18 protein-coding genes are annotated in these 26,153 nt (G+C 63.2%); 16 read left to right on the top strand and 2 right to left on the bottom strand.

Features of this window, described 5'->3' with window-relative positions; translation table 11 throughout:
* The 4 genes from leuD to KUV74_RS13275 all read left to right on the top strand — a co-directional run bounded on the left by leuD (window position 1) and on the right by KUV74_RS13275 (window position 3,853).
* Entirely contained in the window at window positions 1–654 is a 654-nt protein-coding gene (leuD, locus tag KUV74_RS13290) for a 3-isopropylmalate dehydratase small subunit (RefSeq protein ID WP_045992650.1), read from the top strand.
* Between the two features lie 94 nt (window positions 655–748).
* Window positions 749–1,819, top strand: coding sequence for a 3-isopropylmalate dehydrogenase (gene leuB, locus KUV74_RS13285; protein ID WP_045992649.1), 1,071 nt, complete (start codon window positions 749–751; stop codon window positions 1,817–1,819).
* Between the two features lie 126 nt (window positions 1,820–1,945).
* Entirely contained in the window at window positions 1,946–3,058 is a 1,113-nt protein-coding gene (gene asd / locus KUV74_RS13280) for an aspartate-semialdehyde dehydrogenase (protein ID WP_045992648.1), read from the top strand.
* A gap of 207 nt (window positions 3,059–3,265) precedes the next feature.
* Complete coding sequence (locus KUV74_RS13275) at window positions 3,266–3,853, top strand: uracil-DNA glycosylase (protein WP_222516563.1); 588 nt, start codon at window positions 3,266–3,268, stop codon at window positions 3,851–3,853.
* 111 nt (window positions 3,854–3,964) lie between these two features.
* Here the strand turns inward: KUV74_RS13275 and KUV74_RS13270 are convergent, their stop codons facing one another.
* Both KUV74_RS13270 and KUV74_RS13265 read right to left on the bottom strand, forming a co-directional pair.
* The gene (locus KUV74_RS13270) at window positions 3,965–5,515 is read right to left on the bottom strand and encodes a hypothetical protein (RefSeq protein WP_222516562.1); all 1,551 of its coding nucleotides are present in this window, start codon (window positions 5,513–5,515) and stop codon (window positions 3,965–3,967) included.
* 742 nt (window positions 5,516–6,257) lie between these two features.
* Window positions 6,258–13,685 carry an Ig-like domain-containing protein gene (locus tag KUV74_RS13265; RefSeq protein ID WP_222516561.1) on the bottom strand — a complete coding sequence of 2,476 codons (7,428 nt, stop codon included), beginning with the start codon at window positions 13,683–13,685 and terminating at the stop codon, window positions 6,258–6,260.
* A 441-nt stretch (window positions 13,686–14,126) separates the two neighbouring features.
* On the opposite strand from KUV74_RS13265, the gene truA reads away from it, so the two are divergent.
* The 12 genes from truA to KUV74_RS13205 all read left to right on the top strand — a co-directional run bounded on the left by truA (window position 14,127) and on the right by KUV74_RS13205 (window position 26,140).
* Entirely contained in the window at window positions 14,127–15,161 is a 1,035-nt protein-coding gene (truA, locus tag KUV74_RS13260; protein WP_222516560.1) for a tRNA pseudouridine(38-40) synthase TruA, read from the top strand.
* Window positions 15,161–15,799, top strand: a complete 639-nt coding sequence (locus KUV74_RS13255) for a phosphoribosylanthranilate isomerase (protein ID WP_108448848.1) — start codon at window positions 15,161–15,163, stop codon at window positions 15,797–15,799. The genes truA and KUV74_RS13255 overlap by 1 nt, the downstream gene beginning before the upstream one ends.
* 81 nt (window positions 15,800–15,880) lie before the next feature.
* A complete protein-coding gene (gene trpB / locus KUV74_RS13250; RefSeq protein ID WP_181248630.1) occupies window positions 15,881–17,095 on the top strand; it encodes a tryptophan synthase subunit beta in 1,215 nt (404 codons plus the stop codon).
* Between the two features lie 15 nt (window positions 17,096–17,110).
* Window positions 17,111–17,914: a tryptophan synthase subunit alpha gene (trpA, locus tag KUV74_RS13245; RefSeq protein ID WP_222516559.1), complete on the top strand. Its 804-nt coding sequence runs from the start codon at window positions 17,111–17,113 to the stop codon at window positions 17,912–17,914.
* Between the two features lie 73 nt (window positions 17,915–17,987).
* A complete protein-coding gene (accD, locus tag KUV74_RS13240; RefSeq protein WP_222516558.1) occupies window positions 17,988–19,055 on the top strand; it encodes an acetyl-CoA carboxylase, carboxyltransferase subunit beta in 1,068 nt (355 codons plus the stop codon).
* A gap of 3 nt (window positions 19,056–19,058) precedes the next feature.
* Window positions 19,059–20,432 carry a bifunctional tetrahydrofolate synthase/dihydrofolate synthase gene (gene folC / locus KUV74_RS13235; RefSeq protein WP_108133031.1) on the top strand — a complete coding sequence of 458 codons (1,374 nt, stop codon included), beginning with the start codon at window positions 19,059–19,061 and terminating at the stop codon, window positions 20,430–20,432.
* Window positions 20,429–21,106 (top strand): SPOR domain-containing protein, encoded by a 678-nt coding sequence (locus tag KUV74_RS13230; protein ID WP_108133032.1) that lies wholly within the window; start codon window positions 20,429–20,431, stop codon window positions 21,104–21,106. Before folC ends, KUV74_RS13230 begins: the two co-directional genes overlap by 4 nt.
* Complete coding sequence (locus KUV74_RS13225) at window positions 21,106–21,708, top strand: CvpA family protein (protein WP_071211105.1); 603 nt, start codon at window positions 21,106–21,108, stop codon at window positions 21,706–21,708. Before KUV74_RS13230 ends, KUV74_RS13225 begins: the two co-directional genes overlap by 1 nt.
* A gap of 69 nt (window positions 21,709–21,777) precedes the next feature.
* Entirely contained in the window at window positions 21,778–23,295 is a 1,518-nt protein-coding gene (gene purF, locus KUV74_RS13220; protein WP_045992459.1) for an amidophosphoribosyltransferase, read from the top strand.
* 110 nt (window positions 23,296–23,405) lie between these two features.
* Window positions 23,406–24,596, top strand: a complete 1,191-nt coding sequence (locus KUV74_RS13215) for an O-succinylhomoserine sulfhydrylase (protein WP_239452535.1) — start codon at window positions 23,406–23,408, stop codon at window positions 24,594–24,596.
* Between the two features lie 235 nt (window positions 24,597–24,831).
* Window positions 24,832–25,416, top strand: coding sequence for a cytochrome b (locus tag KUV74_RS13210; protein WP_222516557.1), 585 nt, complete (start codon window positions 24,832–24,834; stop codon window positions 25,414–25,416).
* 142 nt (window positions 25,417–25,558) lie between these two features.
* A complete protein-coding gene (locus KUV74_RS13205; protein WP_108448841.1) occupies window positions 25,559–26,140 on the top strand; it encodes a YceI family protein in 582 nt (193 codons plus the stop codon).
* Window positions 26,141–26,153: the final 13 nt, after the last annotated feature.

Genomic DNA, 26,153 nt, shown 5'->3' with positions numbered 1-26,153 from the left:
ATGCAAAAGTTCGAACGCCTCGAGGGTCTGGTCGCGCCGATGGATCGGGCCAACGTCGACACCGACCTGATCATCCCCAAGCAGTTTCTGAAGTCGATCAAGCGTACCGGCTTCGGCGTCAACCTGTTCGATGAACTGCGCTACCTCGACGAGGGCCAGCCCGGTCAGGACGTCAGTCAGCGCCCGCTGAACCCGGATTTCGTACTCAATCAGCCGCGTTATCAGGGGGCCCAGGTGCTGCTGGCACGGCGCAACTTCGGCTGCGGCAGTTCCCGTGAGCACGCGCCCTGGGCGCTGGAGGACTTCGGCTTCCGCGCGGTCATCGCGCCGAGTTTCGCCGATATCTTCTACAACAATGCCTTCAAGAACGGCATCCTGCTGATTACCCTGCCTGAAGAGCAGGTCGACCGGCTGTTCGCCGAGGTCGAGGCCAACGAGGGCTACCGTCTCGATATCGATCTCGAGCACCAGCGTGTGGTGACCCCTGGCGGCGAGATCCTCGAGTTCGAGGTGGATGCTTTCCGCAAGCACTGCCTGCTTGAAGGCCTCGACGATATCGGCATCACTCTCAAGGACGAGGCCGCCATCGCCGATTTCGAGGCGCGTCATCGCACCGCTCGCCCTTGGCTGTTCCGCGAGCCGGCCAAGGCGTAGACCTGTCTGTCATCGACAGCTGGCCCCGCCCGATGGCGGGGCCTACGATTCTCTCGATCTTCATCTTTCTGCCAGCTTTCAGGAACCCCATCTCATGACCCGCAAGATTCTTGTCCTTCCCGGTGACGGCATCGGCCCCGAGATCACCGCCCAGGCCAGCCGCGTGCTCGAGGCGCTCAAGGCCAAGGGGCTCGACGTGGACGTGGAGGAAGCGCTGGTAGGCGGCGGCGCCTATGACGTCCACGGCGTGCCCTTGCCCGAGGAGACCCTGGCCAAGGCGCGGGCGGCGGACGCCATCCTGCTGGGGGCCGTAGGCGGCCCCCAGTGGGACACCATCGAGGACCTTTCCAAGCGACCGGAGAAGGGGCTTCTGGGGCTGCGCAAGGAGCTGGGGCTGTTCGGCAACCTGCGCCCGGCGATCCTCTATCCGCAGCTGGCCGAGGCCTCGACCCTCAAGCCCGAGGTGGTGTCCGGGCTCGATATCATGATCGTGCGTGAGCTGACCGGGGGTATCTACTTCGGCCAGCCCCGCGGCGTCGAGGAGCGTGACGGTGAGCGCGTCGGCTTCAACACCTACGTCTACAGCGAGAGCGAGATCGAGCGTATCGGCCGGGTAGCCTTCGAGATGGCGCGCAAGCGTGACAAGAAGCTTTGCAGCGTCGACAAGGCCAACGTGCTGGAGGTCACCATCCTGTGGCGCGAGGTGATGGAGCGGCTGTCCGCCGAGTACCCGGACGTGGAGCTGTCGCACATGTACGTGGACAACGCCGCCATGCAGCTGGTGCGCGCGCCCAAGCAGTTTGACGTAGTGGTGACCGGCAACATGTTCGGCGACATCCTGTCCGACGCCGCCGCCATGCTGACCGGCTCCATCGGCATGCTGCCGTCGGCCTCGCTCAACGAAAGCGGCCAGGGCATGTACGAGCCTTGCCACGGCAGCGCCCCGGATATCGCTGGCCAGGGTGTCGCCAATCCGCTGGCCACCATCCTCTCGGTGGCGATGATGCTGCGCTATTCACTCAACGAGCCGGCAATGGCCGAGCGCATCGAGGCTGCGGTGGGCAAGGTGCTGGATCAGGGCCTGCGCACCGCCGACATCGCCTATCCGGGCACCCGCCAGGTGTCCACCAGTGAGATGGGGGATGCGGTGCTGGCGGCGCTTTAACGCCTTTGTTAATGGTGCTGGCGCCCGGCATCGGGCGTCGCCCATCCTGACTTTGCCGGTGGCATCTGAAAGGTGCTGCCGGTTTCTGTATAATGATTGCCTCACTCGATTTCTGGAGGACTTCACATGTTGAAAGTCGGTTTCGTCGGTTGGCGTGGCATGGTGGGTTCCGTGCTCATGCAGCGGATGGTGGAAGATGGAGATTTCAACGGCATCGAGCCGGTCTTCTTCACCACCTCCCAAGTCGGTCAGGCCGGCCCCGACGTGGGTGTGGACGTGCCTCCGCTGAAGGACGCCTTCGACATCGAGGCGCTCAAGGCGCTGGACGTGATCATCACCTGCCAGGGCGGCGACTACACCAAGAAGGTCTATGAAGACCTGCGCGGTGCCGGCTGGAAGGGCTACTGGATCGACGCTGCCAGCACCCTGCGCATGAGCGATGACGCCACCATCGTGCTCGACCCGGTCAACCGCAAGGTGATCGACGCCCAGCTCGACGCCGGTGCGCGCACCTTCGTCGGCGGCAACTGCACCGTCAGCCTGATGCTGATGGGCCTCGGCGGGTTGTTCGAGGCGGACATGATCGAGTGGATGACCTCCATGACGTATCAGGCCGCATCCGGCTCCGGCGCCAAGCACATGCGCGAGCTGCTCAACCAGATGGGCGGCCTGCGTGACAGCGTGGCAAGCGAGCTCAAGGATCCGGCCAGTGCCATCCTCGACATCGACCGCAAGGTCACCGAGGCGATGCGTACTGGCGCCATCCCCACCGACAACTTCGGTGCGCCGCTCGCCGGCAGCCTGCTGCCGTGGATCGATTCCAAGCTGGATAACGGTCAGAGCCGCGAGGAATGGAAGGGCTACGTCGAGACCAACAAGATTCTCGGCCGCCAGGACAGCCCGGTCCCCATCGACGGTCTGTGCGTGCGTATCGGCGCCATGCGCTCTCATAGTCAGGCGTTCACCATCAAGCTCAAGCAGGATGTGCCGCTCGACGAGATCGAGGAGCGTATCGCCAGCCACAATGAGTGGGTCAAGGTCATCCCCAATGACAAGGACGCCACCATCGATGGGCTGACGCCGACCGCCGCCACCGGCACCCTGAGCATCCCGGTGGGTCGTCTGCGCAAGCTGAACATGGGTGGTGAGTACCTCAGTGCCTTCAGCGTCGGTGACCAGCTTTTGTGGGGCGCCGCCGAGCCGCTCAAGCGCATGCTCAAGGTACTGCGCGAGCGCTAAGGCAAAGCACTATCGGTTCGTCGGGGCGCCTTTTGGGCGCCCCGACGTCGTTCAGGGCCTCTGATGTGCGGGCCCATCGCGTTGTTTACATGATCGATCATCAGCGGAGCAGGGCGCTTGGGCAAGACCACCGTTCGTTCATTCGTCAGGCGATTGCGCAGGCGGCCAGACGGGCCAGACGTTGCCAATCCCTGGCGCAAGAAACCATTGGCCGACAACCTGACGGCCTATCTCGAGCTGATGCTGGAACACGCCAGGGAAACGACCGCCGCTGGCCGGCCCAGACTGCTGCTGGTGGCCGAAGCGCTGGGCTTCAAGGGTGGTGGCGAGACGGGTATCCCATTGTCGAGTCCAGCACTACTTCGCTCTTGTAAGCATCCCTTTATCGAGACGCTGAGGCCGAACCTCGCCCTGGTGCCGGAGGGCGGCAGCGAAGCCACCGCCACCATCGCCTGGGAGTGCTTCGCTCGTCTTGGGCTGACGCCGCTGGTGTGGAACGCCTTTCCCTTTCACCCCCATCAAATAGCGCGGACGCACAGCAACCGCGCGCCACGCGCAGCAGAGCTGCGCGAAGGCATCGACTGGCTCAGGCGGCTGGATCAGCTGGTCGCTGCCCACTCGACGCCGATGATGGTGGCCGGGGTAGGGCGAAAGGGCACCCTGGCCGCCCAGGCTGCCTTTCCCGAGCGCGAGGTCGTCGCCCTGCGTCACCCTTCCTACGGCGGCAAGGCCGAATTCGAGCGCGGCCTCAGGCAGCTGATGAGTCGGCTGGATACTGCCGACCCTGCTCGCTAGAAAGCGCTCCCGAAGCGGACCGCTCGATTGACCTGCTTGCAGGGCGCGGTCTGACTGTGTGTCAGTCACAATTCGAAAGGTCGATGAGCCAAGGCACTTTTGGTGCACGCCTTAGATATCGGCAGGGATCGTCGTATCCTCCAGCAGAGTGCGCAAATCCTCGTTGATCGTTGGCGCCATTTCGCTATCGAGAGAGGTCTGCGCCGTTATCGGCGAGGGACTCGGATCATCGGCCAAGATGGGAGTGATGGCGGGGTCAGTGAGTTTGCCAGCGCTCTCGCTGTCATCGAGTAGCTCGGCGATATCGAGTGGCTCGGCTGCGGGAGTGTCCTGGTTTGATCGTCCCTTCACCGGCGAGTCGTCGTTGATGCGCACGAGCAGCTCACCCAGGGCGCTGTCGCCGTCGCTGTCGGTGATCCGGTAGCCAAAGCTCAGATCCAGATTGTCCTCGATGTTGACCCCACCATGATCCAGCGGGCGAGCCAGGGTGACGCGGTAGGTGCCATCCTCCACGTCCAGCAGCTCGACGTGAAGTGCTGTCCTGCCATCGGCGTCGAGACCGGACAGCTGCTTGCCCTCAGCGCTTGGCTGCCAGTCGATCCGTGTGCCACCGGAACGGATATCAGGAAGGTTGTGGGTTTCCCAGACAACGTCTCCGGCGCCGTCGTCTCCAAAGTCGTAGCCGAGGTTGCCCATGGCGACGGTTGCCTCGCCGGGTATGTCACCGATTCCGCCGGGCTCACCCCCCGGCAGGCCATCCTCATCGAGCAAGGCAAGTGGCGATGAGGTTGCAAGGTCACCATCACTCAAGGGCGTCGTTGGGCGATCGTCAGACAGTAGTGCTGCATTGACGCTGATGCGACCCTCGCTTGCCACGCTATCGCCATCACCATCGGTGGTGACAATCTGAAAGACCTGCTCTGTGTCTGAGGTGATGTTGGGGCTCGCGTTCAGGGTGAAACTGCCGTCCGAGTTGACCGTCAGGCTTCCCTGTGGAGTAAAGATGCGTTGATCCAGCTCGAACTCGGTGGTGCTGCCGGACAGGGTCACCTTGGTGGAATCGACGCCATCGGCGCCGCCGCGCTGGCGCCAGAAGCCGGTCACATTGTCGCCAGCGTCCACGGCGACGGGTGAATCGATGGTATTTGTCGGGGAGTCATCGTCAATCACGATGCCTACCCTGGCAGATGCCTGATTGTTCTGGCTGTCGCGAATGGTGTACTTGACCGAAAAGGCCAGATCATCCTCGTTACCTGTGATGGGATGATCCAGTGGCGCGCGCAGGGCAAGGCGATAGGCCCCGGTATCGATGTCGGTAACGGTCAGGTGCAAGACGGTCTGGCCGTCCAGGGTCCTGGCTGCCAGGGTCTTGCCGCTGGGCGAAACGACATAGTGTAGCGCTTCGCCCTGGGACGACAGGCTCGGCAGGCCGCTGGATGACCACGAGAAGGGCGCAAAATCTGCCGCTCCCAGACTGCCAAAGCTGTAGGGGATGGTGCCGGTGACCACCGTCGCAGACCCGCCAAGGTCGCTCGGGCCTTCGAGATTACCGCCAGGAAGCCCATCCTCATCCACGCTGGCGACCGTACTGATATCGTCGCCTTCCTCTAACGGGGGCGACTGGATGGTCGCGGCAACGAAACTATCCAAGCCAGATTTCATGGTAAAACTCCTTGCCGGTAAGTGATGAAGGGTGTTTGCAGGGAATCCGACGCTCTGGCGAATATGAAGAGTATGCTGAAGGAAGAATCCCCGCACCCAGTCGTCTGCTTCTATCCTCATGGGAAGGGGTGGCTATTGGTTCGGGGAGGGATGCTTTGGTAGTAATACAATCAGTGGTATAGGCAGACGTCAGAAGCAAAAATGTCAAGAATGAGAGGTTTTTATGTCATTGTCGTAAGAGGGATCGATAGCGACGGGTGTGGCAATGTACTAGTGGGAAAAGCATTGATCTCGTACATCGCGCCTTGTCTTGAAGACCGAAAGCCGGAGGCTGCTGGCTACATTCAACGCGGTCATGCCCAGACCCGAGGAGAAATCGATTGCGGCAGTGTCGAAGAAGCGGAGGTTGCTTCAGCTCTGGGGGTGCGAATTGGAGAGCTACGTCTGAATCCTGAAGACCGAGGTTATTCACCTGAATCCGTTCGCCACGGCGGAAGCGTCGCAGCAGAGTCGTCTCCAGTGCACCCATGGTGGCAACCACGAACGGCTCAGGCGGAAACGAAAAGCCTGAACCCTGTACAGTACAGGACTCAGGCTTTAAGCGTCGGCTGAACGGAATGGCCAGCCATTGTGGGTCTGGTCATACTTGTCGACGCTCTTTTCAGTTCTTTCTCATGCTTGCCATCAGGTTGTTGTCAATGGGTGGGCGGCGGGCCGCCCACCCCGTTTGGCCTGCGTTACCCTAGTCGACCTTCAACTGGCCATCGTCGAGCAGGTTCTGCAGGAAGGTGTCCCCATCTGCTCCCATCTGAACGCCGACCAGAACGACCACCTGGTCAGCGTTGCCGCCTCCGGCGGCGAGGTTACCCTCGCTGCTGATGGACAGCACGGTGTCGTCTCCGTCCTGGCTGGCCTGCAGATAGTCTGCGAGGTTGGTCTCGTCGGCACCCTGGAGAAGGTCGGCAAGATCGAGCCGATCGGCATCGGCATCGACGCCAAACTCACCGACGGTGAAGTCGGTCACGGTATCCCGTGCCGGCGTGGCCGAGCTACCGGCATCATCCAATCCCCAGGCAAAGACATCGGCTCCGGCACCGCCGGTCAACTGATCGTTGTCGCCACCACCGATCAGCAGATCGCTATCACTACCACCGAGTAGCACATCGTTTCCGCCGCCGCCGATCAGAATGTCGTCGCCCGCTCCACCAGATAGCTGATCGTCACCACCATCGCTGCGCGATCCGCTGGCCAAGGCATCGACATTGTCCCGAATAAAGGCGGCCGTCTCATCCTTGGTGGGCTCGGCGCCATTCTGCGTGGTCAGGTAATCGACCAGTCCGGCAAAGCCACTTCCGCTCTCTCCTCCGACATCCGCCGGGTTGATCTCATCGCCAAAAATTACGTCGTCGCCGGCACCGCCGGCCAGAACGTCATCGCCGAGATCTGCAGGCTGATCGAAGGATGAGCCACCGTCCAGCGCCGTTGCAAACTCCTCGGCGGTGTTGATTATGGATACCTCACCGGCCGGCACAAGCTGGTCGTCTGTGTAGCTTTGAAGATCGAGTGAGATATCCTGCACGTACAAGGTGAAGAACTCCCCTCTAGCGTTCTCCACCTCGAACTGTAGCCTATAGGTGCCTCCTTCCAGCCCGTTGGCCACAATCTGACTAGTGCTATTGTTGATATTACCCGAGCGAAATCTTAACCCCGTGGCAACGGCATCCCAGCCTCCCTCATCATTTTGCGTCTGCAGCGCCCAGGAGAAGTTGTCGTTTATATTTCCTTCCTGTTCCAGGTCGTTTGCGGTGTCGGTCACGAAGTTAAATGACACGCTATAGAACTGGTTGACACCGGCAGGTTCATTCACGACGAAAGCGTCACTGGTGACGATCGTGCTGCCATCACCTGTGCCATTGTCCCGAATGCGTAGATAGGTGCCGATCGAGGTGCTTTCGATGGTTACTCCACCATCGGCAGTCTGCAACGCCCAATTATCGATGGATGCGAGCCTTCCTGTATCTCCTGTATCGAATGACGCAAGAAATTCCGCACTGCCTACCGATGTGCCGGCATCTAGGGGAATGGGCACCATTTTCAACTCATCATTCGAGGTGTTGTCGAAAATCTTCAGCACCTCAAGATTGGTGTCGTCGCCTACCCCGATCGCCTCCACCCGACTGATGGCTGCCAACGGCTGGTATCCTTCGATTGAATTGACAATATCTTTCAGAGTGGTGATATTCCCTGCATCAGATACACCAATATTACCATTATCATTATGAGATACAGGGTCTCCATCTGTCATGAAGTAGGCAACGTTGTTGAAACCTTCTTGACTAACAGTCGTCATCCAGTCGTTAGCGACATTAAACGCTTGCTCATAATTGGTTGAACTAATAACCACTCGACTATCGAGAAATTCATTGACGTCATCCAAGTCCTCTACTGATAGATCATTAAAATCTATCGAAGGAGAAAACTTTCCACCAAACGTCACGATCTGGGCATTGATCGTTCCTTCGAAAGAAGCCAGTTCGGTAAGCTGGGCTCGTAGCGCTTCGATAGCCACCTTGAAGCGTGATTGCCCGTTTTCCAACATTTCTCCCATGCTTGGTGAAACGTCGAGAATAAAGGACACATTGTAGTTCTGCGCAGGTTCGAGCACGGTATGGGTACCGCCAGCATCGCCGAGAATGGCGTCGTCACCATTACCACCGGCGATGCTGTCATTGCCGCTGCCGCCGACGAGTAGCTGGTCACCATCCGGCAAAGCCAGCGCCAGAGTACCGTCGGCTGTATCGCCGTCGTTATCCGTTACGGCCAGTGGCAATGCCAGTGTCGGTGCATTCTCCGCTTCGGCGTAGACAAAGTCCCCTACAGAAAATGGCCGGGTGCCATCCAAACCGCGATACTCGATCGCTTCAAAAGCCTCGCTGGTCGTAAGCACCAGCTGAGCACCGACGGGAATGCTTCTCACGTTGATGGTACCATCGGCATTTTCCTCAATCGTCACCGACGAGGTGATGTCATTGCCGGCACTATCCAGGAAGCGAACATCGCTCCTAGAAAGGTCCAGCACCTGACCGCTGACGGCAACCGGATGTCCGCTCGTGTCGGTGCCATCAGCAGCTGAAGAAATGGCCCTGATCTCGATATCGGCAAAAGTTGCTTCTGTATTGATAAACTGGCGGATATAGGTAATTCCGCGATGGTTATCCCAGCTTGCTTCGGTGTTGGTAAAACGGAGGTTGTCAACGAAATCGAGTCGAACCGACTCGTTGAAGCCCGTCAGGTCATCGTGGCCCGCAGCCAGCTGTGTATCCCCGTCAGTTCGCAGCCAGGACGCATGAGGCCCATTGTAAGTCCAGGCGGATGCCACAACATCGGCTGCTCCCTCGGTTCCCTCAAAGCCGACGAAGCGATGCCCGGATCCGGAACCATTGTCTCCGAACTCAAACACAATGTGTTTGCTGCCGTCACTGATTTGCGTGCTGGTACCGTCAAATGCTCGGATTCCATCATCGAGGACCTCTACCTCGTAGGTAGAACCATCCGCCGCCAAACTCACCTCGAACGCCACGTCACCTCCAGCGGTCTTGGCCTGCAGCGTCTTGCCATCACCGCTCAATTGGTAGGTCAGGCTCTCGCCATTAGACGTGAGCAGCATCCCGCCACTGGCACTCTTGACCTCCGCCCCGTTCAGTCCGGCACCAAATTGCACGGACTTGATGCCATCGGCTCCCGCAATATCGCCAAAGTTGACTGTGCCTGAGGCCAGCAGCCCATCCTGGGCATCGGATGCATGGGGCGTATCGTCATCGACCACCACCGAAAGGAAGCCATTTGCCTGGCTGCCATCGGCATCGGTAATGGTGTAACCAGCGAAGAAACCGAGATCGTTCTCGCCATTGCCCGGGGAGTGCTCGAGCGGCTGGTGCAGCGTCACCTGATAGGTGCCCGAGGCCTGGTCGGTCAGGGTGATGGTGATTACCTGCTCGGTGCCGCCACTACCATCGCTGGCCAAACCGACAATGGTGCTGCCAGCGTTGCCAAGCGTAAACGTTACCGCACGACCATCCGCGGTCTCGAGATCGGATGGCAGGCCGGCAAGGCGCCAGGTGAAGGCACCGTTGGCTGCAGGACCATCGGTGCCAAAGCTGTAGCCTAAGGTGCCACTGGCGACGGTGTTCTCGCCTGCCACGTCACCGACGCCACCGGCTATGCCGCCAGGCAGGCCATCTTCGTCAACGACAGCAGTGGGGTTGGTGGTGGTTGGGTCGCCATCGCTATCGGGGGTGGTCGGGCCAGTGCCACCGTCGGCGACTGCGACATTGAGGCTACCGCCGACCGTGCTGCCGTCGCCGTCGGTGGCGGTATAGTCGATGGTGGCGTTGCCGACGAAGCCGGGGTTGGGCGTGAAGGCCAGGCTGCCGTCCGGGTTGACTGCGACGGTACCGACTGTCGCGCCACCCTGAACGGTGGCACCGGTTAACGCGCCTTGACCATCGGCGCCGAACTGGTCGTTACCGAGCACATCGACGGTGACGGTGCCATCGTTGTCGGTGGTGGCGCTGTCAGCGTTGGCCACCGGCGTGTCGTCATCGACCGTGATATCGATACTGCCGGAGGCGCTGTCACCGACGCTGTCGGTGATGGTGTAGCCGACGCTGAAGTTGATGTCGCTCTCGACACCGGGGTGGGAATGATCCAGCGGCTTGGCCAGCACCACCTTGTAGTTGCCGTTGGCAACGTCGGTGAGCTGGACGGAGATGACACGGCTACCCGTGTTGTCAAAGCCGACCAGCGAACGACCATTGCCGCTCAGCGACCAGGTGACCGGGCTGCCGCCGGAGGTCAGGGCGGGGAGGCCGGTGGTGTTCCAGCTAAAGCTGCCAGGGCCGTCGCTGCCAAAATCGTAGCCCAGTGAGCCGGTGGCCGCAGTCCGTTCGCCGGCCACGTCATTGATGCCGCCGGCGATGCCGCCAGGCAGGCCGTCTTCGTCGAGTACCGCCTTGGGGGGCGTGGTGTTGGGATTGCCATCGGTTTCCGGCGTGGTGGGGCCAGTGCCGCCGTCGCCGACCGCCACACTGAGGCTACCGCCGATCGTGCTGCCGTCACCGTCGGTGGCGGTATAGTCGATGGTGGCGTTGCCGACGAAGTCAGGGTTGGGCGTGAAGGTCAGGGTACCGTCGGGGTTCACCGCGACGGTGCCGACAGCGCCGCCGCCCTGGACCGTGGCGTTGGTGATGCCGCCGGAGCCATCGGCGCCGAACTGGTCGTTGCCGAGCACGTCGACAGTGACGGAACCGTCATTGTCGGTGGTAGCCACGTCGGCGTTGGCCACCGGCGTGTCGTCATCGACGGTAATGCCGATAGTGCCCGAGGCGCTGTCACCGACGCTGTCGGTGATGGTGTAGCCGACGCTGAAGTTGATGTCGCTCTCGACGCTGGGGTTGGAATGATCCAGCGGCTTGGCCAGCACCACCTTGTAGATGCCGTTGGCAACGTCGGTGAGCTGGACGGAGATGACACGGTTACCTGTGTTGTCAAAGCCGACCAGCGAACGACCATTGCCGCTCAGCGACCAGATGACCGGGCTGCCGCCGGAGGTCAGGACGGGGAGGCCGGCGGTGTTCCAGCTAAAGCTGCCGGGGCCATCGCTGCCAAAGTCGTAGCCCAGTGAGCCGACCGCCGCAGTCCGTTCGCCGGCCACGTCATTGATGCCGCCGGCGATGCCGCCAGGCAGGCCGTCTTCGTCGAGTACCGCCTTGGGGGGCGTGGTGTGGGGATTGCCATCGGTCTCCGGCGTGGTGGGGCCAGTGCCGCCATCATTCACCTGGACGCTGAGGCTGCCGTTGACAGCGCTGCCGTCACCGTCGGTGGCGGTATAGTTGATGTTGGCGTTGCCGACAAAGTTCGGGTGGGGGACGAACGTCAGGGTGCCGTCGGGGTTGACGGTGACGGTACCGACACCCGCGCCGCCCTGGACGGTGGCGTTGGTGATGCCGCCGGGGCCATCGGCGCCGAACTGGTCGTTGCCGAGCACATCGACGGTGACGGAGCCGTCGTTGTCGGTGGTGGCGACGTCGGCGTTGGCCACTGGCGTGTCGTCATCGACGGTAATGCCGATAGTGCCCGAGGCGCTGTCACCGACGCCGTCGGTGATGGTGTAGCCGACGCTGAAGTTGATGTCGCTCTCGACACTGGGGTTGGAATGATCCAGCGGTTTGGCCAGCACCACCTTGTAGATGCCGTTGGCAACGTCGGTGAGCTGGACGGAAATGACACGTTCACCCGCGTTGTTGAAGCCGACCAGCGAACGACCATTGCCGCTCAGCGACCAGGTGACCGGGCTGCCGCCGGAGGTCAGGACGGGGAGGCCGGCGGTATTCCAGGTAAAGCTGCCGCGGCCGTCGCTGCCAAAGTCGTAGCCCAGCGAGCCGATCGCCGCGAGCCGTTCACCAGCCACGTCATTGATGCCACCGGCGATGCCGCCAGGCAGGCCGTCCTCGTCGAGAACCGCTTTTGGCGGGGTGGTGTCGGGATTGCCATCGGTTTCCGGCGTGGTGGGGCCTGTACCTGTGCCGCCGCCGTCCGCGACCCCGACACTGAGATTGCCGGTAACGGTGCTGCCATCGCCATCGGTGGCGGTGTAGTCAATCGTGGCGTTTCCGGTAAAGCCAGGGTTGGGAACAAAGGTCAGGGTGCCGTCGGGGTTGATGGTGGCGGTGCCAACATCCGGGCCGCCCTGGACGGTGACACTGGTGAGCTCGCCGGGGCCATCGGCGCCAAAGTTGTCGTTGTCCAGTACGTCAACCGTGATGGGCCCGCTGTTGTCGCCTGCGGCGGTATCGTCGCCCGGCACTGGCATGTCGTCATCCACGGTAACGCGGAGGATGCCCTGCGCACTGTCGCCGTCGGCGTCGGTGATGGTGTAGCCGACGCTGAAGTTGATGTCGCTCTCGACATCGGCTCGGGGGTGATCCAGCGGCTTGAACAGGTCGACCCGGTAGGTGCCGGCGGCAAGATCGCTCAGTTCAATCGAGAGGACCTGCTGGCCGCTGGCGCTGGTGCCAAGAAGAGAGCGTCCGTCTGCGCTGAGTGCCCAGCTGACCAGGCTTCCCTGGGAGGTCAGTACCGGCAGGCCGGCGGTGCTCCAGGTGAAGCCGCCAGGGCCGTCATCGCCGAAGTTATAGCGCAGCCGGCCGGTGGCGATGGTGCGTTCGCCCGGGTAGTCATTGATGCCACCGGCGATGCCGCCGGGAAGGCCATCTTCATCGACCACCGCCTTGGGCGATACGGTGGCAGAATTGCCATCCGTCTCGGGGGTGGTGGGGCCTATCCCATTGCCGCCGGAGATGACGATGTGGGCACTGGAGCTGAAGCTGTCACCGTCGCCGTCCTTGGTGGTGATGTTGAAATCGAGTGCGCCACTGGCATCGTTGTCGGCGCTGAAACTCCAGGTGCCGTTGGGGTTGACGGTCAAGATGCCCTTGCCGGTATCGATCGGGGTGCCGAGCGGATACTCGTTGTCGTCGGCCTGGAGGTTGACGACGGTATCGGCGACGCCGTCGGCCCCGCCTTGCTGTGACCAGGTACCGGTGACGGTATCGCCGGCTTCCAGGCTCGAGGGCGCGATAACGGTGGTGGTCGGCGAGTCATCGTCGATATCCACGCCCAGGCGTGCAGTGGCGCTATCACCGTCACCATCGGTGATGGTGTAGTAGACCGAAAAGATCAGGTTGTTCTCGATGGTTGCGTCGGGATGATCGATCGGGCCGAGCAGCGAGATGCTGTAGCTGCCTGAGGCAAGATCGGTCAGCCTGACCTGAAGTAGGGTGGTGCCATCGCTGGTAGAGGCGGACAAGGTCCGGCCGCTTGTGGAAACCTGATAGGAAAGGGACTCGCCGCCAGATTTCAGTGAAGGAAGGCCGGTGGTTTCCCAGCGAAAGGGATGGGTCGCGGCTGGGCCGTTGGCGCCGAAATTATAGCCCAGGGTGCCGGTGGCCACGGTGTCCTGGCCAGCCGCATCCTGTGGGCCGCCAGGAATGCCATTGGGCAAGCCATCTTCATCCAGCAGCGCCAGGGCGGTGACCTGGGTGGTGCTGTCCTGCGCCAGCAGTGTGGCGGCAGTGGACTGATTCAATGATGAATCGGTGTTGAAGTTCATTGGGTAATTCCTTGCATGGATGCCGTTAGGGAAGGCGGGGCTTGTTAAACGTATGCAAGGAAAAAAGATGGCGACATTGTACTCATGGGCGGGTGCAAGGGATTCAGAGTAGAGGGTGGCAGAGGGGGGCTGAATGCCCGAAATGTGGGATGGTTTTTAAAGACCTTTTCGTCTTTTTTTTGCCTAAAAGGGTTTTTCCTTACATTGGATATCGGGCGGTATTTGAGACGATGTCGTGATGCGGGGTTCGCTGCCATGGCTGGGGGGTAAAAATGGTAATGAGCCGGTCCTGGTTTGTACGCGAAAAACGCCAGTTGTGCGCACGGCTGGCTGCCGCGACGCGGATAGGCGATAATGGCCGACTAGCGCCAGCGGTGCAGATTCGGCTGTGGAGCGCGGATCTGGTTGCCTCTATTGATTATCTTGTATTCAGCAGGTCGTATGTCCTTCTTTCACCATCTCGATGAACGTACCCCCCTCAAGGGTCGTCTGGCGCTCAGCGTCGAGTACGACGGTACCCACTATTGCGGTTGGCAGCGGCTCAAGCACGCCCCGTCGGTGCAGGGGGCGGTGGAGAAGGCGCTGGCCAAGGTGGCGGGTGTGCCGATCACGTTGCATTGCAGCGGACGCACCGACTCAGGCGTGCACGCGACCCGCCAGATCGCCCACTTCGACCCGCCGGTGGAGCGTTCCGAGAAGGCCTGGGTGTTCGGCGGCAACGCCAACCTCCCCCGGGATGTGGCGATCCGCTGGATTCGCGAGGTGCCCGACGAATTCCACGCCCGCTTCAAGGCGTTGGGCCGGCGCTATCGCTACGTCATCCTCAACCAGCCGAGCCGCCCGGTGCTGGAGCGTGCCAACGCCACCTGGTGCCGCGACCCGCTGGATGCCGACGCCATGCACGAGGCCGCCCAGGCGCTGGTCGGCGAGCACGATTTCTCGAGTTTTCGTGCCGCCGGCTGTCAGTCGAAGACGCCCTGGCGCCACCTGCACTTTATCGAGGTACACCGCCACGGCCCGCTGGTGGTGGTGGACCTTCAGGCCAACGCCTTCCTGCACCACATGGTGCGCAACATCGTCGGCGCGCTGGTGACGGTGGGACGGGGTGAGCAGGGCACCGACTACATCGCGCGACTGATGGCACTCAAGGATCGCAAGCAGAGCGATGTGACGGCGCCAGGCTGTGGGTTGCACTTCGTCGACACCCTGTACGACCCCGAGTGGCAACTGCCCGCCGAACCCTTGGGGCCGAATCTGCTGGCCTTCCTGGGGGAGTGGACAGGAGAGCGCCCGCTGCCGGACTGCCCTATGGTGGAGTTTCGCCGCGGACGTCCGATCGCCGAGACGCGCAGGGCGGTACGTGCCGAAGAGCTCGCCGACGGGCTCGGCGACGGGCTCGGCGACGGGCTCGGCGACGGTTTCGCTGAAGGACCTGCCGGCGCTTCGGCGGCGCACGCCGCGGACAAGGAGTCCTGATGATCGCTTCCGCGCACCGTACCCGCGTCAAGTTCTGCGGCTTTACCCGCGAAGAGGATATCGACGCCGCCGTGGCGTTGGGCGCCGATGCCTTGGGCTTTGTGCTGTGGCCCGGCAGCAAGAGGGCGGTCAGCCTGGAGCGGCTGGCAGAACTCGCGGCGCGGGTGCCGGCCTTCGTCACCCGGGTGGGGCTGTTCGTCGATGCCGACGACGAGACCATCGAAAGGGCACTGCCGTGTCTCGACCTGCTGCAGTTTCACGGTAGCGAGAGCGCCGAGGCCTGCGAGCGCTTTGCGCGCCCTTATATAAAGGCGCTGAGAATGCGCGACGGCCTCGATCTGCACGAGGCCGAACGCACCTACGCCGGCGCCCAGGCACTGCTGCTGGACGCCTATCGCCCAGGCGTGCCCGGCGGCACCGGTGACACTTTCGACTGGTCGCGCATCCCGTCGTCGCTGGCAAAACCTGTTATCCTCGCCGGTGGCCTGTCGGCGGACAACGCCGCCGAGGCGATTGACCGGGTGAGGCCCTTCGCCCTCGACGTCTCCGGGGGCATCGAAAGCGCGCCGGGCGCCAAGGATCCAGAGCGCATGCAGGCCTTCATGCGCGCCGTGGGGCAGGGCGACGCCCGCCGCTGACGCGGCAGCAGGCCCCACGCCCGGTAGCGAGCGACCATCACCGACTTTTTATTCAGCCAGTTTATCCGCAAGGAGTCCGACGTGAGCAAGTTCAGTGAACTGACCCAATGGCCTGACGCTCGGGGGCACTATGGGGCCTACGGAGGTCGCTTTGTCTCGGAAACCTTGAGCTTTGCGCTGGACGATCTGAGCCGCACCTACGAAAGCCTCAAGGATGATCCTGACTTTCAGGCCGAATTTGACCACGACCTGGCGCACTACGTCGGTCGGCCGTCGCCGCTCTATCACGCCCGGCGCTGGTCTGCGCAGCTTGGCGGTGCCCAGATCTGGCTGAAGCGCGAGGATCTCAACCACACCGGCGCCCACAAGGTGAACAACACTATTGGCCAGGCGCTGCTGGCCAAGAAGAGTGGCAAGCCCCGGGTGATCGCAGAAACCGGCGCCGGCCAGCATGGCGTGGCGACCGCCACGGTTGCGGCGCGGCTGGGCCTGCGCTGTGACGTCTACATGGGCGAGGCCGATACCGAGCGTCAGAAGCTCAACGTCTATCGCATGCGCCTGCTGGGGGCCAACGTCATTCCGGTGACTTCCGGCACCCGCACGCTCAAGGATGCCATGAACGAGGCGCTGCGCGACTGGGTCACCAACGTCGACGATACCTTCTACATCATCGGCACCGTGGCGGGGCCGCATCCCTACCCGCAACTGGTGCGTGACTTCAACGCGGTGGTCGGCCGTGAAGCGCGGCGCCAGTCGCTCGAGCAGTTCGGCAAGCTGCCTGACGCGCTGATCGCCTGCGTCGGCGGTGGCTCCAACGCCATGGGGCTGTTCTATCCCTTCGTCGAGGACGACGGCGTCGAGATGTATGGCGTCGAAGCCGGCGGCGACGGGGTCGAGACCGGCCGTCACGCCGCGCCCCTGGCCTCCGGCGCGCCCCGCGGCGTGCTTCACGGCAACCGCACCTACCTGATGTCCGACGAGGGCGGCCAGGTCAGCGATACCCACTCGATCTCGGCGGGCCTCGACTACCCCGGTGTCGGACCCGAACACGCGCTGTGGAAGGACGTCGGCCGGGTCAACTATGTGGCCGCCAACGACGACGCCGTGCTCGAGGCCTTCCGTGAGCTGACCCACGTCGAGGGCATCATGCCGGCGCTGGAATCGGCCCACGCCCTGGCCCACGCCAAGGTGCTGGCGCCGACCCTGTCGCCGGACCAGAACATCGTGGTCAACCTGTCCGGGCGTGGCGACAAGGACATCCTCACCGTTGCCAAGATCGACGGAATCGACCTGTAGGAGCTAGAGAATTTCATGTCTCGTATCGATAAACGCTTTCGTTCTCTCGCCAATCAGGGTCGCAAGGCGCTGGTTCCCTACATCACCGGGGGAGATCCCACCCCTGAGGTGACCGTCGACTACATGCACGCGCTGGTAGAGTCCGGCGCCGACATCATCGAGCTCGGGGTCCCCTTCAGCGACCCCATGGCCGATGGCCCGGTCATCCAGAAGGCCTGTGAGCGTGCCTTGAAGCACGGCACCCGCCTGACCGACCTGTTGGCCATGGTGGCCGAATTTCGGCGTCAGGACGACGACACCCCAGTAGTGCTGATGGGCTATCTCAATCCCATCGAGCGCCTGGGTATCGAGCGCTTCGCCCGCGAGGCGAGGGCGGCCGGCGTCGATGGCGTGCTGGTGGTGGACATGCCGCCGGAAGAGGCCGATGAACTGGGGCCCTTGCTGGAAGCCGAGGATTTGGCGCCAATCTTTCTTGTCGCCCCTACCACTTCCCCAGAGCGTGCCGCTACAATATGCGCCCACGCGCATGGCTATCTCTACTATGTGTCGCTCAAGGGAGTGACCGGCTCGGCGAGCCTCAACGCCGACGATGTGGCGGCCCATCTGGCGCCGCTGCGCGAACTGACCGACCTGCCCCTGTGTGTCGGTTTCGGTATCCGCGACGGCGCCTCCGCCGCGGAAGTGGCAAAGGTTGCCGATGGCGTCATCGTCGGCAGTGCCCTGGTCTCACGCATCGCCGAGCACTGTGACGCTCCCCGCGAGGCCATCGCCGAATTGAAGGCGGTGATGACAGAGATACGCCAGGCCCTGGACGCCTGAGAGGCGATCGGGGAAGAGATTCGACCCTGTCGTCGGCCACCGCCGGCGACCGTAGCAACGGAAGACTTCTGACATGAGCTGGCTAGACAAGATTGTGCCCTCGGTGGGCCGCATTCAGCGCAAGGACCGCCGGGCGAGCGTTCCGGACGGTCTCTGGCGTAAGTGCCCCAAGTGCGAGTCGGTGCTTTACCTGCCCGAACTCGAAAAGCACCACAACGTGTGTCCCAAGTGTGATCACCATCTGCGCCTGACCGCGCGCAAGCGCCTTGACTGGTTCCTCGACAAGGAAGGTCGAGAAGAGATCGCCGCCGACCTCGAGCCGGTGGATCGTCTCAAGTTCCGTGACTCCAAGAAGTACAAGGACCGCCTGGCCGCGGCCCAGAAGGACACCGGCGAGAACGACGCCCTGATCGCCATGCGCGGTTCGCTGGATGGCCTGCCGGTGGTCGCGGTGGCCTTCGAGTTCACCTTCATGGGTGGCTCCATGGGGGCCGTGGTCGGCGAAAAGTTCGTACGTGCCGCCACTATCGCTCTCGAAGAGGGCCAGCCGCTGGTGTGCTTCTCCGCATCCGGCGGTGCGCGCATGCAGGAAGCGCTGTTCTCGCTGATGCAGATGGCCAAGACCTCCGCCGCGCTTGAGCGCCTCAAGCAGGCCGGCGTGCCCTATATCTCCGTGTTGACCGATCCGGTGTTCGGTGGCGTGTCGGCGTCACTGGCCATGCTCGGCGATCTCAACGTGGCCGAGCCCAACGCCCTGATCGGCTTTGCCGGTCCTCGGGTCATCGAACAGACGGTGCGCGAGAAGCTGCCTGAAGGCTTCCAGCGCAGCGAGTTCCTGCTCGAACACGGCACCGTCGACATGATCGTGCATCGCCACGAGATGCGTTCGCGGTTGGGTGGAGTGCTGCGCAAGCTGACCCATCAACCTGCGGTAGGTATCGCCGACGACAGTGAGCCCGACCTGGTGGACGCCGCCGAAGCCGCCGAGCGTGACCTGGCGGTGGCCATGGCAGACAGTGAAGGCGCCCAAGCCGAGCACGCGCCGGAGACGGCCGAGCAGCAGACGCAAAGCGATGAAGCCGATGCTGCCCAAGGCGAGGAGCCGAAGGACGGCGAACGCACCCAGGACACACCGCGCTAGCCCATGGACAACGACGGTCTGCCCACCACACTGGATAGCTGGCTCGCCCGACTCGAGGCCGCCCACCCCGTCGGCATCGATCTGGGCCTCGAGCGGGTCGCCTGTGTGGCACAGCGTCTCGGTCTGACCGAGCGGCCGATTGCACGCCGGGTGATCACCGTCGCCGGCACCAACGGCAAGGGGTCCACGGTGGCCATGCTCGAGGCGCTGGGACGGGCCCATGGGCTGTCCACGGCGGCCTACACCTCGCCCCATCTGGTGCGTTACAACGAGCGCCTTCGGCTGGACGCCAGCGAGGCCAGCGACGAGGTGCTGATCGAAGGCTTTGTTGCGGTGGAGCAGGCCAGGCTCGCGCCATCCCCGGTCAGCCTGACCTACTTCGAGGTCGGTACCCTGGCCGCGCTGTGGACCATCGCCAGGCGCCAGCCCGACCTGGCGGTGCTGGAGGTCGGCCTCGGTGGTCGCCTGGATGCGGTCAATGTGGTGGATCCGGATGTCGCCGTGGTGACCACCGTGGCTCAGGACCACGCCGCCTTCCTGGGCAACGATATTGCCATCATCGGCCGCGAGAAGGCCGGGATCATGCGTACCGGGCGTCCGGCGGTGCTGGGCAGTCGTGACCTGCCCTCGAGCGTTGCCGACCATGCCCGTTCGCTGGGTGCGCCGATCTTTGCGCTCGGCGAGGCCTTCGCCCATTCGGGCCGCCATGCAGGCCCTCAAGCAGCACCTTGTGCAGGACCTGATGGCGAACAGGGCGGCTGGTCGTGGCGCGGCAGCGACGCACAAGGCCAGCCGGTCGGCCTGGAACGACTAAGCGATCCCGGCCTGCCGCTGGACAACGCCGCTTCTGCGCTGCAGGCACTGTGGCTGGCCCTTGGTGAACTCGATCCAGACGCCTGTCGCCAGGCACTGGCCGAGGTGCGTCTTCCCGGGCGGATGCAGTGGCGCGGTAACTGGTGCCTTGACGTGGGCCACAACCCTCACGCCGCCAACTATCTGGCCGGGCGACTGGCCGAACGGCGTGAAGTGCAACGGGACGTCCAGGGGCGGACCCTGTGTCTGATCGGCATGCTCGAGGACAAGGACGCCGAGGGGGTCATCGCCGCGCTGTCGCCGGTGGTGGACGCCTGGCTGCCGGTGACGCTCGAGGGCGATCGCGGACGTAGCGCAGCCGACCTCGCGGCACGTATCGAACATCAAGGTGGCACCATCCTTCACCACGCCGATAGCGTCGATGACGGCGCCGACTGGCTCGAATCGTGCGTCGAGCCGGCAGATCGTGTACTGGTGACGGGATCCTTCTTCACCGTGGCTGCCATACTGGCGAGATGGAGCCGCCAGTCCAGTGGCGGTGGCGTCATCGAGGGAGCGACATGAAATACGGAATGCGTGAGCGGATCAGCGGGATCATTATCGTGGTGGCGCTGGGCGTCATCTTCGTGCCGATGTTGTTTGATGAGCCCGAATCCCCCGAGCAGCGGCCGGACCCGGTGCTGACCATCGACCCGCCGGTGGATGTGGAGCGCCGCGACGTGCCTGAGCCCACCCCGCCGGAAGGGCTTGGGCAGATTCAGGCACCGGTTGCCCCTGGCGAGGGCAACGCTTCGCAGGCCGACGAGGGCCAGAGCGAACCCTCCGAGTCCAGCCAGCCACAGCAGGTGGATCCTGAACCGGCGCAGCAGGTGGCCGAACAGGCGTCCTCCGAGCGCCAGGCCGAGCCCGAACCGGCACCCGAGGCCAGCCAGCCGCGGGAAGATCCTATCGCCGCCCTGGCGCGCCAGGCCGAACAGCGTACGACGAGCGGCCCCACCGCGGTGGAAGGCGGTGAGTGGGCGGTGCAGGTGGGCAGCTTCGGCGAGGCTGGCAACGCCCAGCGCCTGATGCAGAAGCTGCGTGACCAGGGTTACCCCGCCTACTCACGTGAGCGCAACAACTCGCTGACCACGGTCTACGTGGGTCCCTTCGGGGCGTCTGAGGACGCCGAGGGCGTGATGAGCGAGCTCAAGTCCCGGGAAAATCTGCAGGGGCTTCTGGTCAAGGTGGATAGCTGATGCTGGTGACATGGGTGGACTGGGTCTTCGTCGCCGTGCTGGCGCTGGCCGTGGCGGCGGGGTTCGTCCGTGGCCTGGTGCGTGAGGCGCTGGGCCTGGCCAGCTGGATCGTGGCGCTTTTGGCGGCACGCATGTTCGCCGAGCCGGTGGCCGAGGTGTTGGGCAACTGGATCGACAGTCCGGACGGCCGGCTTATCGTGGCCTTTATCCTGATCATCGTGATCACGATCCTGCTCGGCGGCATCCTGATACGGATGATCCAGGCGGCGGTGGAGTGGGCCGGCGCCGGCTTTCTCAACCGCCTGACCGGCGCCTTGTTCGGTGGGGTGAAGGCGGCAGCGGTGCTGACCCTGGTCACGCTGCTGATCGGCTTTACCCCGCTGGATCAATTGACGGCCTGGCAGGATGCCAGCGTGCGCCCCCACTTCGAGCAACTGCGCGACTGGGGCCTTGGCCAACTGAGTGATTTCGAGGGCAGCCTGCCGGACTTTCCCGAGTCCCTGCGCGAGCTGCCCCAGGCAGAACCATCGCCGCCGACCGGTGGCGAGGCAGAGGGATCTGCCATCGACGATGCGAAGCAAGGTGCCACAAGCACGCTCTGACTTCGCCAGTGACAGACGACTCTTGCGCTGGCCCCCGGGCGGCGTTTCACGGTAAATGAGGTAAGTTGAATGTGCGGTATCGTCGGCCTGATGGCCAAGCAGGCGGTTAACCAGGCAATCTACGACGCCCTGACGGTGCTGCAGCACCGGGGTCAGGACGCGGCGGGCATGATGACCTGGAACGAGGGCCGTTTCCTGCTGCGCAAGAGCAACGGTCTGGTACGTGACGTCTTCCACACACGCCACATGGCGCGCCTGAAGGGCAACCTGGGCATCGGCCACGTGCGCTATCCCACCGCCGGCTCGTCCAGCGAGGCCGAGTCGCAGCCGTTCTACGTGAACTCCCCGTACGGTCTGGCGCTGGCGCACAACGGCAACCTGACCAATTCCGAGCAGCTCAAGAAGGAACTGTTCTCCTCGGATCTCCGTCACATCAACACCAGCTCAGACTCCGAGGTGCTGCTCAACGTCTTCGCCCATGAGCTGGGTAAGCAGGGGCCCCATCTGCTGCCGGGCGACATCTTCGACGCCGTGCGTCGGGTGCACCGTCGTTGCCGCGGTGGCTACGCTGCGGTGGCGGTGATCAACGGTGTAGGCCTGGTCGCCTTCCGTGATCCCCAGGGCATCCGACCGGTGGTCTTCGGCACCCGCGATCAGGGCGAGGGGCAGGAAGTGATGATCGCCTCCGAGTCGGTGGCGCTGGACGTCGGTGGTTTCGAGCTGGTGCGCGACCTGGCGCCGGGCGAGGCCATCTTCGTCGACATGGATGGCAACTACCACACTCAGTCCTGTGCCGATCGTCCGCTGCTTGCCCCCTGCATCTTCGAGCACGTCTACCTGGCGCGCCCCGATTCGCTGCTGGACGGTGCCTACGTCTACGGCACCCGCCTGCAGATGGGCCGCAAGCTCGCCGATCGCATCAAGAGCGAATGGCCGGATCACGATATCGATGTGGTCATCCCGATTCCCGACACCTCGCGCACCTCGGCACTCGAGATGGCCCAGCACCTGGGGGTCACCTATCGCGAAGGCTTCATGAAGAACCGCTACATCGGGCGGACCTTCATCATGCCCGGGCAGACCCAGCGCAAGAAGTCCGTGCGCCAGAAGCTCAACGCCATCGATATCGAGTTCAAGGGCAAGAACGTGCTTCTGGTGGACGACTCCATCGTGCGCGGCACCACCTGCAAGCAGATCATCCAGATGGCCCGCGACGCCGGCGCCAACAAGGTATACTTTGCCTCTGCCGCGCCTCCCGTGCGTTATCCCAACGTCTACGGCATCGACATGCCCGCCGCCAGCGAGCTGATCGCCCACGGCCGCAGCGAGGCCGAGGTGGGTGAGCTGATCGGCGCCGATCGTATCGTCTACCAGGACCTTGAGGACCTGAAGGCGGCCTGTCGTGAGGTCAATCCGGCGCTGGCCGAGTTCGACTGTTCGGTGTTTGATGGCAAGTACATCACCGGCGACATCGACGAGGCCTACCTGTCCGATCTCGAGGCTTCGCGCAACGATGGCGCCAAGCAGGATCAGAGCGCTGGCGATCACGCCCTGGTCGGCATGCACAATCAGGACGATATCGACTGATACCCAACAGCTAACCGCAGGGCGTCGTCGGTCGGCAGGGGGAGTGCTCGAAGGCGCTCTCTCTCTACCCGTCCGAGTCGACGGCACCCTGGCGAGTGATGGAGACGGATATGCTGGACCCGACGCAGGACGAATGGAATCTCGAGACCCTGGCCATCCGGGCGGGGCATGATCGCACCCAGGAGCAGGAACACTCCGAGCCGATCTTTCCGACCTCGAGCTTTGTCTACGGCAGCGCAGCCGAAGCGGCGCGCAAGTTTTCCGGTGATGAGCCGGGCAACGTCTACTCGCGCTTCACCAACCCCACGGTACGTACCTTCGAGCGTCGCCTGGCGGCGATGGAAGGGGGCGAGCGCTGTGTGGCCACCAGTTCCGGCATGGCCGCCATCCTGTCCACCGCGCTGGCATTGCTTCAGGCCGGTGACGAGATCGTCGCCTCGCGCTCGTTGTTCGGCTCCACCGTCAGCCTGTTCGACAAGTATCTCGGCAAGTTCGGTATCACCACACGCTATGTGGAGCTTTCCGATCTGGACGCCTGGGAAGCGGCGATGACCCCGGCGACTCGGCTGCTGTTCGCCGAGACGCCTTCCAACCCGCTGTCCGAGGTCGTCGATATCGAAGCGTTGGCCGAACTGGCCCATCGCCACGATGCCTTGCTCGCCATCGACAACTGCTTCTTGACGCCGGCGCTGCAGCGGCCGCTGTCACTGGGCGCCGATCTGGTGATCCATTCGGCCACCAAGTACCTGGATGGCCAGGGGCGCGCCATCGGCGGGGCCGTGGTCGGGCGTGACAAGGAGCTCGAGGAAGTCTTCGGAGTGGTGCGGACCTGCGGCCCATGCCTCAGTCCCTTCAATGCCTGGATCTTCACCAAGGGACTGGAGACGCTGAACCTGCGGATGAAGGCTCACGCCGCCTCGGCGCTGGAACTGGCGCGCTGGCTTGACGCTCACCCGGCGGTAGAGAAGGTTCACTACAGCGGACTCGAGAGTCATCCCCAGCACCAGGTGGCGAGCCGCCAGCAGCAGGGCTTCGGCGCCGTGGTCGGGGTCGAGGTCAAGGGCGGGCGCGAGCAGGCCTGGTCAGTGGTCGATGCCACCCGCATGCTGTCAATCACCGGCAACCTGGGGGATGCCAAGACCACCATTACCCACCCGGCGACCACCACCCACGGGCGCCTGTCGGACGAACAGAAGGCGACCGCCGGCATTTCCGAGAACCTGCTGCGCATCGCCGTAGGGCTCGAGAATCTCGACGATATCAAGGCTGACCTGGCCAGGGGGCTCGACGCCCTGGTCTAGAGGTTCGCCCGAGGCTGCCATGCTGGAGCCTCCCAATAGTGATGTGTTGAAGCGCTGCTTTACCACGACCGCCGCACGAGTCCGCTCGTCGGCGGTCGTTGCGTTACGGGGGAAGGGCAGCAGCCAGGCACGCCATATCGCGGTTTTATCGTATCTATCGTTCGAAATTTTTCCACGGTTTGCCGTCTAAAGATGCGTTAAGCTCGATTTCATCGATTAATCAAAGGACGTTGGCATGTGGCGAAATTCACGCCAGGGGTGGGGCCTGTTCGCCATCCTGCTGCACTGGACAAGTGCGCTGGCGATTCTCGGTCTGTTCGCCCTGGGCTGGTGGATGACCGGTCTCGACTACTACAGCAACTGGTACAACCTGGCACCCTGGTGGCATCGTGGCGTCGGCATGTTACTGCTGTTCGTGGTGGCTGGCCGCATTCTCTGGCGGCTGGTGCAGCCATCCCCCGAGGCCCACGGTTCAGCGCTTGAGCGTCGCGGAGCGGCGCTCGGCCATCTGGCGCTCTATCTGCTGATGACCACGGTGCTGATCAGCGGGTATCTCATCTCCACCGCCGACGGCAAGGGCATCGCCGTGCTCGACCTGTTTACCGTGCCCGCGCTGATCAGCGACCTGCCGGAGCAGGCCTCCCGCGCCGGCGTGGTTCACTGGTACAGTGCGCTGGCGCTGATCATCCTGTCGGCGGGCCACGCCCTGGCGGCTTTCAAGCATCACTACCTGAACCGTCAGGACACCCTGGTTCGCATGGTCGACCCGCGCCTGGCGCGTCGGGCCAAGGCTGACAAGACCACCGGGGAGAAGGCCTGAGCACGCCAACGTTACCCTCAGACCGCCGGCAAGTGTTGTCCGGACGTCAAGAATCGACCGGCCCGAGCCCGATGCATGACTCGAGGTCGGTATAGAGAAAGAGTGCTGACGCAATCACCGCGTAACCATCAAGGAGAGTGACATGTTCAAGAAGACCGCCATCGCCGCCCTGACCGCCGCCTCGCTGCTGCCGCTGGCCCAGGCCCAGGCCGCCGACTACGCCATCGATTCTGAAGGCCAGCACGCCTTTATCCAGTTCAAGATCAGCCACCTCGGCTATTCCTATATTCTGGGTAGCTTCGAGTCCTTCGACGGTACCTTCAGCTACGACCCGGAAAACGTCGAGGCGGCGTCCGCCGAGGTCGAGGTTGATGTCACCAGTCTGAACACCAACCACGCCGAGCGCGACAAGCACATCCTGAGCGGTGACTTCCTCGACGCCGGTGAGTACCCGACCGCCACCTTTACCTCCACCGGTTTTGAATCTACCGGCGATGGCGAAGGTGTTCTGAGCGGTGACCTGACCCTGCATGGTGTGACCAACAGCATCGAGATGCCGGTGACCCTGCTGGGCGAGGGTGACGACCCCTGGGGTGGCTATCGCGCAGGCTTCGAAGGTTCCACCGAGCTGGCGCTGTCCGACTACGACATCGACATGAGCAAGTTCCCCGAGCCGATGCACAACCTTGAGCTCTACGTGACCTTCGAAGGCATTCGTCAGTAACACGCCCTGGTCA

This window comes from Halomonas sp. DP1Y21-3 (assembly GCF_019801245.1).
In the GTDB taxonomy this organism is placed as follows: Bacteria; Pseudomonadota; Gammaproteobacteria; order Pseudomonadales; family Halomonadaceae; genus Halomonas; species Halomonas litopenaei.
Note: the sequence above shows the minus strand (reverse complement) of the source record. Positions and strands in the feature narration are given on the sequence as shown.

Excerpts from the sequence above, each read along its gene's own strand:
- leuD (WP_045992650.1), top strand. The coding sequence starts at position 1 with ATGCAAAAGTTCGAACGCCTCGAGGGTCTGGTCGCGCCGATGGATCGG.
- leuB (WP_045992649.1), top strand. The coding sequence starts at position 749 with ATGACCCGCAAGATTCTTGTCCTTCCCGGTGACGGCATCGGCCCCGAG.
- asd (WP_045992648.1), top strand. The coding sequence starts at position 1,946 with ATGTTGAAAGTCGGTTTCGTCGGTTGGCGTGGCATGGTGGGTTCCGTG.
- KUV74_RS13270 (WP_222516562.1), bottom strand. The coding sequence starts at position 5,515 with ATGAAATCTGGCTTGGATAGTTTCGTTGCCGCGACCATCCAGTCGCCC.
- KUV74_RS13265 (WP_222516561.1), bottom strand. The coding sequence starts at position 13,685 with ATGAACTTCAACACCGATTCATCATTGAATCAGTCCACTGCCGCCACA.
- truA (WP_222516560.1), top strand. The coding sequence starts at position 14,127 with ATGTCCTTCTTTCACCATCTCGATGAACGTACCCCCCTCAAGGGTCGT.
- KUV74_RS13255 (WP_108448848.1), top strand. The coding sequence starts at position 15,161 with ATGATCGCTTCCGCGCACCGTACCCGCGTCAAGTTCTGCGGCTTTACC.
- trpA (WP_222516559.1), top strand. The coding sequence starts at position 17,111 with ATGTCTCGTATCGATAAACGCTTTCGTTCTCTCGCCAATCAGGGTCGC.
- accD (WP_222516558.1), top strand. The coding sequence starts at position 17,988 with ATGAGCTGGCTAGACAAGATTGTGCCCTCGGTGGGCCGCATTCAGCGC.
- folC (WP_108133031.1), top strand. The coding sequence starts at position 19,059 with ATGGACAACGACGGTCTGCCCACCACACTGGATAGCTGGCTCGCCCGA.
- KUV74_RS13230 (WP_108133032.1), top strand. The coding sequence starts at position 20,429 with ATGAAATACGGAATGCGTGAGCGGATCAGCGGGATCATTATCGTGGTG.
- KUV74_RS13225 (WP_071211105.1), top strand. The coding sequence starts at position 21,106 with ATGCTGGTGACATGGGTGGACTGGGTCTTCGTCGCCGTGCTGGCGCTG.
- purF (WP_045992459.1), top strand. The coding sequence starts at position 21,778 with ATGTGCGGTATCGTCGGCCTGATGGCCAAGCAGGCGGTTAACCAGGCA.
- KUV74_RS13215 (WP_239452535.1), top strand. The coding sequence starts at position 23,406 with ATGCTGGACCCGACGCAGGACGAATGGAATCTCGAGACCCTGGCCATC.
- KUV74_RS13210 (WP_222516557.1), top strand. The coding sequence starts at position 24,832 with ATGTGGCGAAATTCACGCCAGGGGTGGGGCCTGTTCGCCATCCTGCTG.
- KUV74_RS13205 (WP_108448841.1), top strand. The coding sequence starts at position 25,559 with ATGTTCAAGAAGACCGCCATCGCCGCCCTGACCGCCGCCTCGCTGCTG.